Annotated in this window: 11 protein-coding genes; all 11 read right to left on the minus strand. The window is 46.5% G+C overall.

The window, feature by feature from the left end:
* Positions 1–4 precede the first annotated feature (4 nt).
* Complete coding sequence (locus tag E0485_RS11780) at positions 5–1,540, minus strand: acyl-CoA synthetase (protein ID WP_132418239.1); 1,536 nt, start codon at positions 1,538–1,540, stop codon at positions 5–7.
* Between the two features lie 34 nt (positions 1,541–1,574).
* Complete coding sequence (locus tag E0485_RS11785) at positions 1,575–2,759, minus strand: acetyl-CoA C-acetyltransferase (protein WP_132418240.1); 1,185 nt, start codon at positions 2,757–2,759, stop codon at positions 1,575–1,577.
* 390 nt (positions 2,760–3,149) lie between these two features.
* Positions 3,150–3,839, minus strand: a complete 690-nt coding sequence (gene araD / locus E0485_RS11790) for an L-ribulose-5-phosphate 4-epimerase (RefSeq protein ID WP_132418241.1) — start codon at positions 3,837–3,839, stop codon at positions 3,150–3,152.
* A gap of 81 nt (positions 3,840–3,920) precedes the next feature.
* On the minus strand, positions 3,921–5,594 hold the full coding sequence (araB, locus tag E0485_RS11795; RefSeq protein ID WP_132418242.1) for a ribulokinase: 1,674 nt from the start codon (positions 5,592–5,594) through the stop codon (positions 3,921–3,923).
* Between the two features lie 26 nt (positions 5,595–5,620).
* A complete protein-coding gene (locus tag E0485_RS11800; protein WP_132418243.1) occupies positions 5,621–6,565 on the minus strand; it encodes a sugar phosphate isomerase/epimerase family protein in 945 nt (314 codons plus the stop codon).
* 46 nt (positions 6,566–6,611) lie between these two features.
* On the minus strand, positions 6,612–7,661 hold the full coding sequence (locus E0485_RS11805) for an autoinducer 2 ABC transporter substrate-binding protein (protein WP_132418244.1): 1,050 nt from the start codon (positions 7,659–7,661) through the stop codon (positions 6,612–6,614).
* Between the two features lie 58 nt (positions 7,662–7,719).
* Positions 7,720–8,667 carry an ABC transporter permease gene (locus E0485_RS11810; RefSeq protein ID WP_132418245.1) on the minus strand — a complete coding sequence of 316 codons (948 nt, stop codon included), beginning with the start codon at positions 8,665–8,667 and terminating at the stop codon, positions 7,720–7,722.
* A gap of 17 nt (positions 8,668–8,684) precedes the next feature.
* The gene (locus E0485_RS11815) at positions 8,685–9,668 is read right to left on the minus strand and encodes an ABC transporter permease (protein WP_132418246.1); all 984 of its coding nucleotides are present in this window, start codon (positions 9,666–9,668) and stop codon (positions 8,685–8,687) included.
* Between the two features lies 1 nt (position 9,669).
* Positions 9,670–11,217 carry a sugar ABC transporter ATP-binding protein gene (locus E0485_RS11820; protein ID WP_132418247.1) on the minus strand — a complete coding sequence of 516 codons (1,548 nt, stop codon included), beginning with the start codon at positions 11,215–11,217 and terminating at the stop codon, positions 9,670–9,672.
* Between the two features lie 48 nt (positions 11,218–11,265).
* Positions 11,266–12,207 (minus strand): ribokinase, encoded by a 942-nt coding sequence (locus E0485_RS11825; protein ID WP_132418248.1) that lies wholly within the window; start codon positions 12,205–12,207, stop codon positions 11,266–11,268.
* Between the two features lie 167 nt (positions 12,208–12,374).
* The gene (locus E0485_RS11830; protein WP_165921156.1) at positions 12,375–13,133 is read right to left on the minus strand and encodes a DeoR/GlpR family DNA-binding transcription regulator; all 759 of its coding nucleotides are present in this window, start codon (positions 13,131–13,133) and stop codon (positions 12,375–12,377) included.
* Positions 13,134–13,467: the final 334 nt, after the last annotated feature.

The following is a 13,467-nucleotide window of genomic DNA, read 5'->3' on the forward strand; positions in this document are numbered from 1 at the left end:
GTCATCACCAAGTATCCATTGTGTTCAGAAATTGCTGTATAATTTTATTTTTATCCAGCTTGCCTACATCCGTTAGGGGCAATTGACTGACAAATCGGATCGTCTTCGGAATTTTATATTTACCGATGGATTTAGCACAATACGTACGTAATTCATCCTCTGTGATGAGATGTCCGTCATGCAGAACGATTGCAGCGGCTACGATCTCCCCCCACTTATCGTGCGGTAAGCCAACAACCGCCACACTGGAAACAGCAGAATGCCCTGCGATCAAAGTCTCCACTTCTACGGGATACACGTTCTCTCCGCCCGTGATAATCATATCTTTGCATCTACCTACGATATAAAAATCACCATCAGCGTCCTTCTTAGCTAAATCCCCCGTTCGAAACCAGCCATGATCGAATGCCTGCGCTGTAATTGCAGGCTCATTCCAATAACGTTCAAACAGATGTGAACCTGCGAGCAGCAGCTCTCCTACCTCACCAACTGCCAACTCTTCTCCATGAACATTAACGACCTTCGCCTGACTTAGTACCATATGTTTGCCAACACAGCCTGGTTTATGAACAGCATCACCTGGTCTGATGAAGAAATTGTTCGGCCCTGATTCAGTTGCGCCATAGCCTTCTTTGAACGCAACGCCTTTGGCTGCGAATGCTTCATAGATCGGATGCGGGCACGGCGCTCCACCAGATAAAAAGGTATGCATCATTGGAAAGCTCGTTTCCATGAACTCCTTCGTCTGGATAAGCATGTGATACATCGTCGGCACCATAAGTGCAATCGTACAGGCCTGATCATTGAGCAAACGAATAACACTCTGTGCATCAAAGCTTCTTGCGATGACAACCGTACCGCCAGCCATAAGTACGGGAATCGATAAAGCATTCAGCCCTCCCGTATGAAACATAGGCAAATAGGTCGGTGTTATTTCATCCTCCGATAAGTTCCAGCTAATAATCGTATTCGTCGCATTCCAGAAGATCGACATATGACTGAGCACAACACCCTTCGGTCTGCCCGTCGTTCCGCCTGTATAAATAATGGCTAATGGATCATTCGTTTGAAAAAGAGGAGCCGCATGATGAGTACTGCTATCTATATAAGAAACTTCTTCATCAGACATCACATGGCTATATTCCTGTCCGTTTATCTCGAATACAGCAATACCCTGTTGAATAGCTTCAATCACAGCCTGATGGCTTGAATCTGGATGAACAACAAGCAGACTCGGCTTACAATCATTCAATATATAGTTCAATTCATTCGTAGCAAGCCTCCAGTTAAGAGGAACAAATATCGCCCCAAGCTGGCCACATGCAAACAGCAATTCCAAATAACAAATATGGTTCGGAGATAACAATGCGACTCGATCACCATATGCAATTCCTTGATTGCGCAAATAACCGGCAAGCCGCTCAACTCGTTGCCATAGCTGACGATAAGACCAAGCCTCGCCCGTCTCACCATCAATCACAGCTGTCTTTCCTGCACTTATTCGGCTTCTATGCTTCATCCAATTCTTCACACTATCCATCTTCGCTATCCTCCATCAGCTCTTCCATTCTCATCTAATCGATCTGCTCGATGATCATCGCAACGCCTAGCCCGCCTCCAATACAGAGAGCAGCAAGTCCTGCTTCAACTGATCTTCGCTTCATCTCATGGATCAATGTGACGAGAATGCGCGCTCCACTAGCTCCTATCGGATGCCCTAGCGCTATGGCTCCACCATTCACATTTATAATGGAAGGATCAATACCGAGCTCTCGCGTAACAGCAATGGCCTGTGCAGCAAAAGCTTCATTCAGTTCTGCAAGACCGATATCTTGAATAGACATGCCTGCCAATTTCAGCGCTTGCTGAGTCGCAGGAATTGGGCCTAGCCCCATCAGCTTGGGATCTACACCTGCTGAAGCATAGGACCTTATACGCGCTAATGGTGTTAAACCAAGCTCATTTGCTTTATCTCTTGAACATATCACGAGTGCTGCTGCCCCATCATTTATACCAGAGGCATTGCCAGCTGTTACGGTTCCATCCTTCTTGAAAGCAGGCTTTAACTTCGCAAGTGCTTCCATCGTTACCCCGCTTCGCGGATACTCATCCGTATCGATTCGCGTGATCAGCCCTTTGCGATTCGTAAATTCGACAGGCACGATCTCTTCATGGAACCGATTCGAGGACATTGCAGCTTCTGCCTTATGCTGACTATGCATTGCAAATTCATCCTGCTCCACGCGAGAAATTCCGTATTGTTCCGCAATATTTTCTGCCGTGATCCCCATGGGGATTTGATTGATCGCACATGTTAATCCATCGTGCATCATGCTATCTACGAGCTGCGCATCGCCCATCCGAAATCCGCTACGCGATTTGCCCAGCAGATGTGGAGCAAGCGTCATATTCTCCATGCCACCAGTGACGATGATCTCTGCATCCCCTGACTTAATGCTTTGCGCGCCGAGCATAACCGACTTCAAGCCTGAACCGCATACTTTATTAATCGTAGTTGCACTCGCAACATACGGAATGCCTGCTTGTAACTGTGCCTGCCGAGCTGGGTTCTGACCAACGCCCGCCTGCAGCACATTGCCCATTATGACTTCATCCACTTGATCGGGCTGAATCAAAGCTCGCTGTAACGCTTCCTTAATCGCCAGCGTACCTAATTGAACAGCTGTAACTTCACTATAACTCCCCATAAAAGCGCCGATTGGCGTACGTACAGCACTTGCGATAACGACTTCTCTCACTGTTGTCCCACCTTACATTTGGATACTCGAATACTGTCAGTTAACAATAGGAGAGTTACAAATCAGTTACACACAAAAACAAAGGCGAAGTTCATCCTAATCTGGATACTCCGCCTAAAGATTTATTAACTCGATAAATTTAGCTCATGACACTCAACTTCTTTATATGCAATCAGCACATCATATTCCTGTTTCCCTCATTTTCACCATTACTTCCTCAACCCTGCCATCCATATTTGTCCCATTAAACTTCGGAAGCTACAGTTCACTTCGATTGTTCCGTGTACATCATAAAACCAAAAAGGCCATGGACTGAGACGTCCATGGCCGATATGAATTTAATCGTCTTCGCGAAATAAAGCCCCGGCGAAAGTCGGGACTCTTCGTTTGCTATCGCTGCCCATAATATGCTTGCGTACCGTGTTTACGCCAAAAGTGCTTATCGAGCAGCGCTTGATCCATCGGTGGCGTGGTTCGGTTTAATGTCATCGTATGGTGCGCGATTTCTGCGACTTCTTCAAGCACAACGGCATTATGCACTGCCTCGATTGCGTTTTTGCCCCAGCAGAATGGCGCATGACTATGCACGAGAACGCCTGGCACTTGAGCCTCATCGATATCTGCGAACGTTTCAATAATAACGTTCCCGGTTTCAAGCTCATATTCGGCCTCAATTTCATCCGTCGTCATTTTTCTCGTACAAGGAACTTCTCCATAGAAATAATCTCCGTGTGTCGTGCCGAGAGCCGGAATGCTTTGCCCTGACTGCGCCCAACTCGTCGCCCAAGTCGAATGCGTATGCACGACGCCGCCAATATGTGGAAATGCGTTATATAACGCCACATGCGTCGGGGTGTCGGAGGAAGGATTCAGCCGTCCTTCCACCTTGTTCCCCTGTAAATCGATGACAACCAAATCGTCTCTGGACAACTCTTCGTAAGGAACGCCGCTTGGCTTAATGACCACAAGCCCCTGCTCGCGGTCAATTCCGCTGACATTTCCCCAAGTGAACGTGACAAGCCCATATTTCGGCAACATCAAATTCGCTTCAAGCACTTGTTGTTTGAGCCTTTCCAACATATCCATCACACCCAAGTAATTAATTTTAAAAGGTAGTTTAAAAGTCATCTTTTGATCACGATGTATACCAGACATCGAATTTTAAAAGGTTGTTAACGCGTCCTTCTTAATCTGCTTCAATCGTTTCATGACATCATTGTCCCCGCGGCCAAAATAATGATACAACTGCTTGTATTCCGAATAGAGCCGATCGTAAACTGCTACATTCGCAGGGATCGGTTTATAATAATGCTCTTTGACTTTACCGATCGCATCCGCCGCTTCGGAAATCGTGCTGTATCCTCCGCGATCTACGCCAGCGGCTACGGCACCGAACATCGCTGAACCAAACGCCGGCGTCTGAGAAGAGGCGGCAATCCGAATCTCCATATTGCATACGTCCGCATAAATCTGCATCATAAGCGCATTCTTCTCTGCAATGCCGCCCGCAGCATACAACTCCGTTACCGGAACTCCATGTTCTCTAAACGCTTCAATAATAGTACGCGTACCGTAAGCGGTAGCCTCGATCAACGCGCGATACATTTCTTCGCTCTTCGTTAATAACGTAGCGCCGATAATCAGCCCGGTTAAATCCGCATCGACCAACGTCGAGCGATTGCCGTTCCACCAATCCAGCGCGATTAAGCCACTTTCCCCAACCGCTAGTTTGGAAGCCTTGTCCGTCAACAGCTCATGAATGTTAATTCCTGCTTGCTGTGCCTCCTCCTGCAGAGCACTCGAAACACAGTTCTCGATAAACCATTCGAAATGATCGCCTACGCAGGATTGACCCGCTTCATAGCCCCTATATCCAGGCATGACGCCATCTTCGACAACACCGCACATACCAGGGACAATTTCCTCTGTTTCTCCCAATAAAATATGACAAGTCGACGTTCCCATAATCATCAGCATTTTACCGGTTTCCGTAATCCCAACGGCCGGTATCGACACATGCGCGTCCACATTGCCTACCGCTACCGCCGTTCCTACGTTAAGTCCCGTTAACTTGGCCGCACGCTCCGTAATTTCTCCCGCTTTCGTTCCGATCGGATAGATCTCATGACTCAGCTTCTCACTCACAACATTTTCTAATCTAGGGTCTAACGATGTAAGAAATTCCTTCGACGGATACCCATTTTGTTTATGCCAAATTGCCTTGTATCCCGCCGTACAGCTGTTGCGCATCTCCTTGCCAATAAGCTGGGAAACCACCCAGTCCGTCGCTTCCAGAATCGAGTCCGCGGCTTCATACACTTCAGGCGCTTCGTTCAATATTTGCCATACCTTTGGGAACATCCATTCCGAGGAAATTTTGCCTCCATATAAAGAAAGGAATTGCTCATTACGCTGTTCCGCCATACTGTTAAGCCGATTCGCTTCATCTTGTGCCGCATGATGCTTCCACAGCTTCACGTAGCTATGCGGATGATGCTTGAACTCATTCAGAAAGCATAGCGGCGTTCCATCGCCTTTCGTCGGCAAAATCGTACAGGCTGTGAAGTCAATGCCAATACCGACAACGTCATCTGCGCTCACACCGGATTTCGCCAGCACCTCTGGAATCGTCACTTGCAATACTTCCAAATAGTCTGCCGGATGCTGCAGTGCCCAATCGGGTTCCAGTCTCGTTGTTCCGTCAGGAAGATACTCATCCATGACGCCATGAGTATACGGCTTTACCGCCGTAGCGACTTCCCGTCCAGTCCCGATCTCAACGAGCAAGGCTCTTCCGGACTGCGTCCCATAATCCACCCCAATACAATATTTCATAAGATCCACCTACAATCTTGTTGTTATCACCCTAATAAGATCTCTTCTCTTTCTCTGAAATAGGAAACAGTTCGCTGTACGAGCATATCAAGTGATGCAGCATTCGGTTTGCCGTACATCGCTGGATAAGGATCTCCGCCAGGACCCAGTGGCTCCGGCGTGACGAATCGACCTTCTTGATTAAAACCGATAAGATAGAGTGCCATAATAATGGTGTCGATGTCCATAAAGCCCTCGCCTAATGCGCAGCGATTACTGTCTGCAAGATGCAAATTAACAAGTTGATCTCCCGCTTGCAAAATCGCCTCTCCAATATGAGCTTCTTCCGATTGCATATGATAAATATCGCCGTTAATATGCTGAACTCCTGGACGATTCACCGCCTGTATATAGGCCTTAGCCTCCTCAACCGTATGCACGATCGTCGTCTCTGCCGAACGAATCGGCTCAATAGCCGCACGAACGCTATAGTTAACGAATTCGTCTGCAACGATGCGCAGTGATTCGATGCTGCGTTCGAGCTCCTGATCGTCATAAGCCTTGGGGCGTCCCACCGCTGCAGGCACGACCAGCAAGTACTGCCCGCCTACGCTTGAAGTGAATTCCACTTCTCTTCGAATATAATCGAGTGCCGCCTGGCGCTGATGCGCAACGTTGCTCGCCATATCGTTGTGCTGCGAGAACATGCCGCACACACCTGATACTTTCATGCCGAAGTCTTGCAAAATTTGCAGCGTGCTATGTGTATCGTAACCTAAATCCGGCCCGTAATGGTTGCCGTGAAGTTCAATATATCTGACGCCATTGTGACTCAAACGTTTGACGGAATCAACCAGGGATTCCATACCGAATCCCCAGTTGCTCCAAGATAAATTAAGCCTTTGTTTCAAACGTTCAGGATGCTGGCGTTTTAGTTCTATGAAAGCTTGCCGAATGCGTTCGTTTTTCAACTGGTAGTTTTGCAGCTTCATATCCGTTTCATCCTTCCGTTTCAAAATTCATACCGTTCGTGTTGTCTTAGAAATCATAGTTTCCGGCATTTTCTTTCGTGAAGTCCGCAGGAGGTCCGAGAATAATCGTTTTGCCGTCTTCTTTAACTTCAACTTTACCGATATTCGGAATGTCTTGACCGTTTGTAACGGTTTTGCCTTCAGCCAGTTCTTTCGCTGCAGCGACCGTCAAGTAGCCCAGATTCATCGGATTCCACAGCGTTGCCGTATCTAAAGAGCCATCTTCCAAGAAAGGCTTGGAATCTGTCGGTAATGCAACACCGATCAAAGACACTTTATCCTGCAGACCTTTTTCTTGAATCGCTTGAGCCGCACCGAGCGGGGCTACTGTCGAGTACGCTAAGATACCGTCAAGATCTGGATTTGCTTTGAGCAAGTCCAATGTTTTTTGGTAAGCGATTTGCTGCTTCTCATCGGTACCAATTTTCTCGCCAATAATTTTGAGATTTGGATACTTCTCTTGAATTTGTTTGATCGACCAATCAATCCAAGTATTCAAATTCTGTGCAGATAGACCACCCGTTACGATAGCAATGTTTCCTTGTTCTTTACCCATTGCTTTCACGAGTAAATCTGCCATGTGACGTCCATACACTTCATCATCCACCTGTTGAATAGAGAGATCTACAACCGATTGATCCGCTTTCGTATCCCAATCCATGACTTTAATTCCCTGCGCCTTCGCTTTCTTCAATACAGGCGTAAGCGCAGCCGGATCGTTTGGCGCTACCGCGATCACGTCAACTTTCTTGGAAATCAAATCCTCAATGACTTTTACCTGCTGTGCTGCATCCGCTTGCGTCGGCCCCGTATAGATTACTTCTACACCTAAATCCTCGCCCGCTTTTTTTGCACCTTTCTCAGAAGCATTAAAGTAAGGAATACCGATCAGCTTAGGCACGATCGCAATTTTCAATTTTCCAGAAGTTGCTGTCTTATTTCCTGTACTCGATGGATCGGTTGAGCCAGCATTCTCTGTTTTTGCCGCACCACAACCCGCTAACATACCTACCGCTAAGACAACCGAGAGCAACATGGACAATTTTCTTTTTTTCATTGTAAGACTCCTCCTTAAAATTTTGTGAAAATATATGTGAAAAGGGTGATGCCAATAATTAGGTGGCTTTCTTGAGCTGATTATGCTTGTATTTCGCTGTAAAAAAGTTAATCAGAAGTACAGCGATCAATACGACACCAATCAGGATGTTAATGACCATGCCAGGTACGCCTAGTAGGTTCAAACCGCTCGAAAGCACTTGGAAAATTGCCGTACCGAAAATAACTCCAATAACTTTTCCGTAGCCGCCGGAGATGCTCGTCCCACCTAGAACCGCGACTGCGATACTTTGCAGTTGATAGGAGCTTCCCAGATCGACTTTGGCCGAGTTGTAACGACTTGTCATGATAATAGCAGCGACCGCAGCCATGAATGCTGAGAAAAGATAGACATACATAATAACTTTCTTGGTATTCACCCCAGAGAATAACGTTGCAATCGGATTGTTCCCGGCCATGTAGACGTTGCGTCCCCATACAGTTTTATTCAGCAAATACCAAGCCAACAGCGCTACAAGCGCAAATACGATGATTGGGAACGGAATGCCTAGAATATCGCCATTGCCAATAAATGAATAACTGTCCGGGAAACCGGATACGCTGTTCCCTTTTGTAATCAGAAGAATAATGCCCTTGAACAATGTCATCGTTCCTAAGGTGACCAGAATCGGCGACACTCCGATGAAAGCAACGAAAAATCCGTTTAGCAATCCGCCGATTAATGCTGCAATGACCCCGGCAATCATCGCAACAGGAACAGGCAATCCAGCAGTCAACGCATATGCCATAACCACACCCGAGAGTGCAGCAAGATATGTGATGGAGAGATCAATCCCCGCCGTTAAGATCACGACCATCATACCTAAGGATAAAATGCCCAGTTCCGGAAGCTGATAGAGCATGCTCGTTAAGTTATAAGGATCGATAAACCCCGGTACGGATATTGCCATGATGATGAATAATCCTAGAAAAATGAGCCCTAACATCCATTCCTTTGATAGTTTCATATCTTCATCCCTCTTTTCTATCCCTCGACTTCGACTTTAGCCAGACTTCGTTCTTCCCGCTTCCGCTTGATCATATCGTAAGAAACGGCGAGCAAAATGATAGCCCCGACGATAATCTCCTGCCAGAAGGTATTGATTTTGGCTAGGATGAGACCATTCTGCATAATCCCCAGCAGCAGGACGCCTAAGAATGAGCCGAGCATTGAGCCTGAACCGCCAAGAATATTCGCCCCGCCCAGCACGACTGCGGCGATAACGGTTAATTCGAATCCGACGAATCCGTTCGGGTCCACTCCCTTGGTGTAAGCCGTCTGCACAATGGCGGCGATCCCAGCAAGAAATCCCATATACGTGTAAACGAAAATCTGTACTTTCGTCAAGTTAATACCGACGCGCATCGCAGACACCGGGTTGCCCCCGAAGGAAAGAATAGATCGGCCGATAGATAAATATTTCATTATAAACCACGTAATTAGAACCGTTAGCACAAAGATAATGATGAGAATGGATACACCCGCTATTTTCAAATTCGAGAAATGAATAAAGCTTGCAGGCAGCATGCTGCTGTTCATATATTCGCCATTCGTGACATACAGCGTAACCCCGGACAGAATGCTCATCGTCCCTAACGAAGTAACAATCGGCGGAATTTTGGTCTTAGAAATTAAAATACCGTTCACGAATCCGAAACAGGCACCAACTAGAGGGGCTACGATAAAGATCGCCAAGATGCTCCAAGAGCTTGCATGCATGGCAACCGCCATCTTGCCGATAACCACGGTAACCGCTGCCGTAACAGCCGCAACCGAGACGTCGATTCCCCCTGTAATAATGATGAGTGTCATCCCTACCGCCAAGATTCCGAGGACTGAATTCGCTTTCAAAACATCCAAGATATTCTCAGCCGTAAAGAAAACAGGATTGACTATGGAAAGAATGAGCGCCAGAAGAATAACGATAAGACCGATGCCGAACTCTTTTTTCTGAAAAAGCTTTGTCATATTACATCACGTCTCCTTGCTTCATTTCATTGGGTTCTGCTGCCTCATGGATATGCGTTCCCAACAACGCAAGGTTCATAATCTTCTCTTGGGTTGCTTCTTGATGCGATAACTCTCCGGCAATCGTCCCTTTGCGCATGACCAGAATACGATCGCTTACGGCCAGCACTTCTGACAGGTCAGAGGAAATCACGAGAATTGCCATCCCTTCGCGGGCAAGTTTGCGCAGCAGCTTATGAATTTCACGCTTTGCTCCGATATCAATGCCGTTCGTCGGCTCATCGACGATCAGAATTTTCGGATTCGTCGCCAGCCACTTCGCGATAACAACCTTCTGCTGGTTACCACCCGACATATTACCAGTATCGATAAAAGGCAGATTCGGTCTGATATCAAGCGACTCGATATATTGTTTGGCTAGCTCAAGTTCCCGCTTCTCTTGTATGCTTCCGAACGCATTCGTTAAGCTTTTTAATATCGTTAACGATGTGTTGCGTACAATCGATTGCTGGAGAACGAGACCTTCCTTTTGTCTGCTTTCAGGTACATAAGCGATCCCTTGTTTGACGGCTTTTTCCGTTGATGTCATTTGTACAGGCTGACCGTCCAACTCCATGGAACCGCTATCTACACTTTGCAGACCGAACAGCGCATGCGCTACTTCCGTTCGTCCTGACCCAACGAGCCCTGTTATCGCAACAATTTCGCCTTTATGCAGCGTAAATGAGATGTTCTTGAAGTTCCCTTTCTTCGATAAACCGCTTACATTTAAGAGTGCCTCACCCCGGCTATGCTCTTCTCTCTCTATGTTTTCAAGTTTACGGCCGACCATGAGGTGAATTAATTTCTCTTCATTTAACTCATCTTTGTCATAGGTGCCTACGAATTTTCCGTCACGTAATACAGTGAACCGATCGGAAACTTTGAATAACTCTTCCATCTTGTGGCTGACGAATAGAATCGCAATCCCCTTGCTCTTCAGATCGGCGATAACGTTATAGAGCAGCTCAACTTCCCCTGCAGAGAGCGACGAGGTAGGTTCGTCCATAATAATTAGCTTCGCATCGAACGCAATGGCTCTTGCTATCGCCACAAGCTGCTGTTTGGCAATGCTCAGCTTCTCCAGCGTCACATTCACATCAATGTCGAAACCTAATCCTTGCAGCGTTTCTTTCGCAATGCGCTTCATTTCACGCCATTTCACAAAGTTGAAACCGCCTTTTTCCGCCTCACGCCCGGCACAAATATTCTCTGCCACGCTTAAATTCGGGAATAAACTAAGATCCTGATAGATAATCGAGATTCCTTTCAATGTGGCATCGATCGGCTTTGTAATATTCGCCGGCTTCCCTTCAAACAGGAACGTGCTTCCAGGGTCAGGCTGTTCCACCCCCGCCAGAATTTTAATCAACGTGGATTTCCCAGCCCCATTCTCGCCAATCAGGGCATGCACTTCTCCCGGTCTGACTTCCAACTGCACTTGATTTAGCGCTTTTACGCCAGGGAACGTTTTACTCATATCTTTGATTTCCAGTAGTGTTTGATTCACCTTGATCCCCTCCCTAACCTACTTACGAATTGATCTGTTCGGCACATGTTATGAAGGCAAGTACGGTTGCTGTAAGTTTCGCGCTTTCATAAAGGCTTCGACTTCGGCCATCGTAGGTATGCCGTCGCGTGGTCCGAGTCTGGTCACCTTCAACGCACTGACAATAGTTGCGAACCATGCCGCTTGGAACAAGTCATTTCCTTCCGCTAACGAACAGGCTAGTGCGCCTGAGAACGTATCTCCAACGACCGTGTCCACGGCATCAACAGGAATCGCTTCGATAAATTGCCATTTACTTGGCGTATAGACAAGCGCACCCCGGTGCCCCATTTTGATAATGCTCTTCTCAATCCCCAGCAGTTGAAAATATTTCGCTGCCTGCAGCGCATCATCCACGTTGGCAACCTCAATCCCTGTCATATGCTTCGTCTCTTGCTCGTTCGGGATCAGAATATCTGCGTAGCGAATGGCCTGCATCGTAATGCCTTCCGCCGGCGCCGGATCGATAATGACCAGCAATCCTGACTCTTTGGCTAATTTCATCGCCTGAATGACGGCCTCTTCTGCAACCTCCAGTTGTACGAGAAGTACACTGCATTGTTGAATCTCAAGGGCGTGATCGGTAATGTCCTGAGCTGTCAGCTGCATGTTGGCGCCTGGAGCAACGACCATCGTTCGCTCGGCCGACTCATCAATAATGATCGTGGTCAACCCTGTATGACTTAGCGGCGTGCGCTTAATATGCGTAATATTGATGCCGCTTTCAGTTAAGTCAGCTAGCATCGTCTCGCCATAGTAGTCCATGCCGACGGAGCTGATTAGTACGGCTTCTTTGCCAAGTCTGCATACAGCAGTTGCGGCATTTCCGCCCTTCCCCCCGGATAGAACAACGGCATTTTGACCCACGGTATTCTCACCACGTGTGGGGAATTTTTTCGTCTGCATTACAATGTCCGTATTTAAACTTCCGACAATACAAATTTTTTTCATATTCGACTATTTGCCTCCCTAAACACCTTGGCGGCGTCCTTGAAGCCATATTAAACGCTTTCATTGCATTTGCACAAGGTTGTCAAACCAAATATAACAAAGAAAAACCAAACTCAAATGAGCTTGGTTTTTCTTTTGTTTTTTTGTTTATGTTTTTGATTCAAAACTTAATTCGCTAAAACAACGTTTACACCTGCACTTCGCAATGCCGTCAGGTTGTGAATCGGGAGTCCATGATCGATGATCAACTTATCCACTTGACTCAATCCAGCCAGGCTAGTCAATGATTTACGGCCGAATTGCACATGATCCACCATCAAAATAACTTCATCGGTGACCTTCAAAAACTTTTGTTTAATTTGTGCTTCCATTTCGTGATTCTCAAAAACACCATGCTCCAGATCAAATCCGCTGCAGGATAAGAAATATTTGCCTACATGGTACGTATCAATCGCTTTCTCCGCAATCGCCCCGACAAAAGAGGAGAACTGATGATTCACATACCCGCCAATCGTAATCAGACGAATATGATCTTGATTGAGCAGTTCCAGCGTAATCGGAATGGAATTTGTAATGACGGTAATTTCGCTGTCCCGCAATTCTTTGGCGAGCTGCAAAGAAAAATCGCTGCTATCCAAAGCGATAATATCTCCCTTCTCCACGAGCTGCGCCGCTTCCTTGGCAATGGAACTCTTCACATCCACATTGGTCATATGACGTTGAATCGGCATTTTATGGTTTAACACCGCCCCGCCATGCGTACGCTGGACCAGACCTTCCTTCTCCAGCGCTTCTAAATCCTTGCGGATCGTTTCTTTGGTCACATTGAACTTCTTGCTTAGATTCGCAACGTATACCGTGCCGACTTGGCTAATATTGCTGAAAATTTCCTTTTGCCGCTCTACCGCTAATCGACTCTTTTTCATCCTGATGTCATCCTTTAATCTGTATTTTGGCATTTTTCTTTTTGTTTTGAATTTATATCCCCATTATACGCTTGGTTATTCAAAATAAAAAGAACCAAATTAACAAACAAAACAAAACTTAAAACAAATTGTTTTTATTTTGTTTTTTTGTTTCTCGGAACTAGATAACCTGCATCTCCTCTGTCGAAAATGATAGTGCAGGCTTAGAAAGCTTCCTCATTTAGTTTAATCAATCCAGAGCGTTGGCTCTGCCCAATAGGAAGATAGGTATATTAGTTATCTTCATATTAATACTAGAAACACACGCTCCTTGTTTTCGCCCCACCAATATGGT

Origin of the sequence: Paenibacillus albiflavus (assembly GCF_004344915.1) — a bacterium.
Lineage (GTDB): Bacteria > Bacillota > Bacilli > Paenibacillales > NBRC-103111 > Paenibacillus_AM > Paenibacillus_AM albiflavus.

Bases quoted from the DNA above. Each gene is read 5' to 3' on its own strand.
- araB (WP_132418242.1), bottom strand. From the start codon at position 5,594: ATGAAATATTGTATTGGGGTGGATTATGGGACGCAGTCCGGAAGAGCC.
- araD (WP_132418241.1), bottom strand. From the start codon at position 3,839: ATGTTGGAAAGGCTCAAACAACAAGTGCTTGAAGCGAATTTGATGTTG.
- E0485_RS11830 (WP_165921156.1), bottom strand. From the start codon at position 13,133: ATGAAAAAGAGTCGATTAGCGGTAGAGCGGCAAAAGGAAATTTTCAGC.
- E0485_RS11810 (WP_132418245.1), bottom strand. From the start codon at position 8,667: ATGAAACTATCAAAGGAATGGATGTTAGGGCTCATTTTTCTAGGATTA.
- E0485_RS11825 (WP_132418248.1), bottom strand. From the start codon at position 12,207: ATGAAAAAAATTTGTATTGTCGGAAGTTTAAATACGGACATTGTAATG.
- E0485_RS11800 (WP_132418243.1), bottom strand. From the start codon at position 6,565: ATGAAGCTGCAAAACTACCAGTTGAAAAACGAACGCATTCGGCAAGCT.
- E0485_RS11780 (WP_132418239.1), bottom strand. From the start codon at position 1,540: ATGGATAGTGTGAAGAATTGGATGAAGCATAGAAGCCGAATAAGTGCA.
- E0485_RS11805 (WP_132418244.1), bottom strand. From the start codon at position 7,661: ATGAAAAAAAGAAAATTGTCCATGTTGCTCTCGGTTGTCTTAGCGGTA.
- E0485_RS11815 (WP_132418246.1), bottom strand. From the start codon at position 9,668: ATGACAAAGCTTTTTCAGAAAAAAGAGTTCGGCATCGGTCTTATCGTT.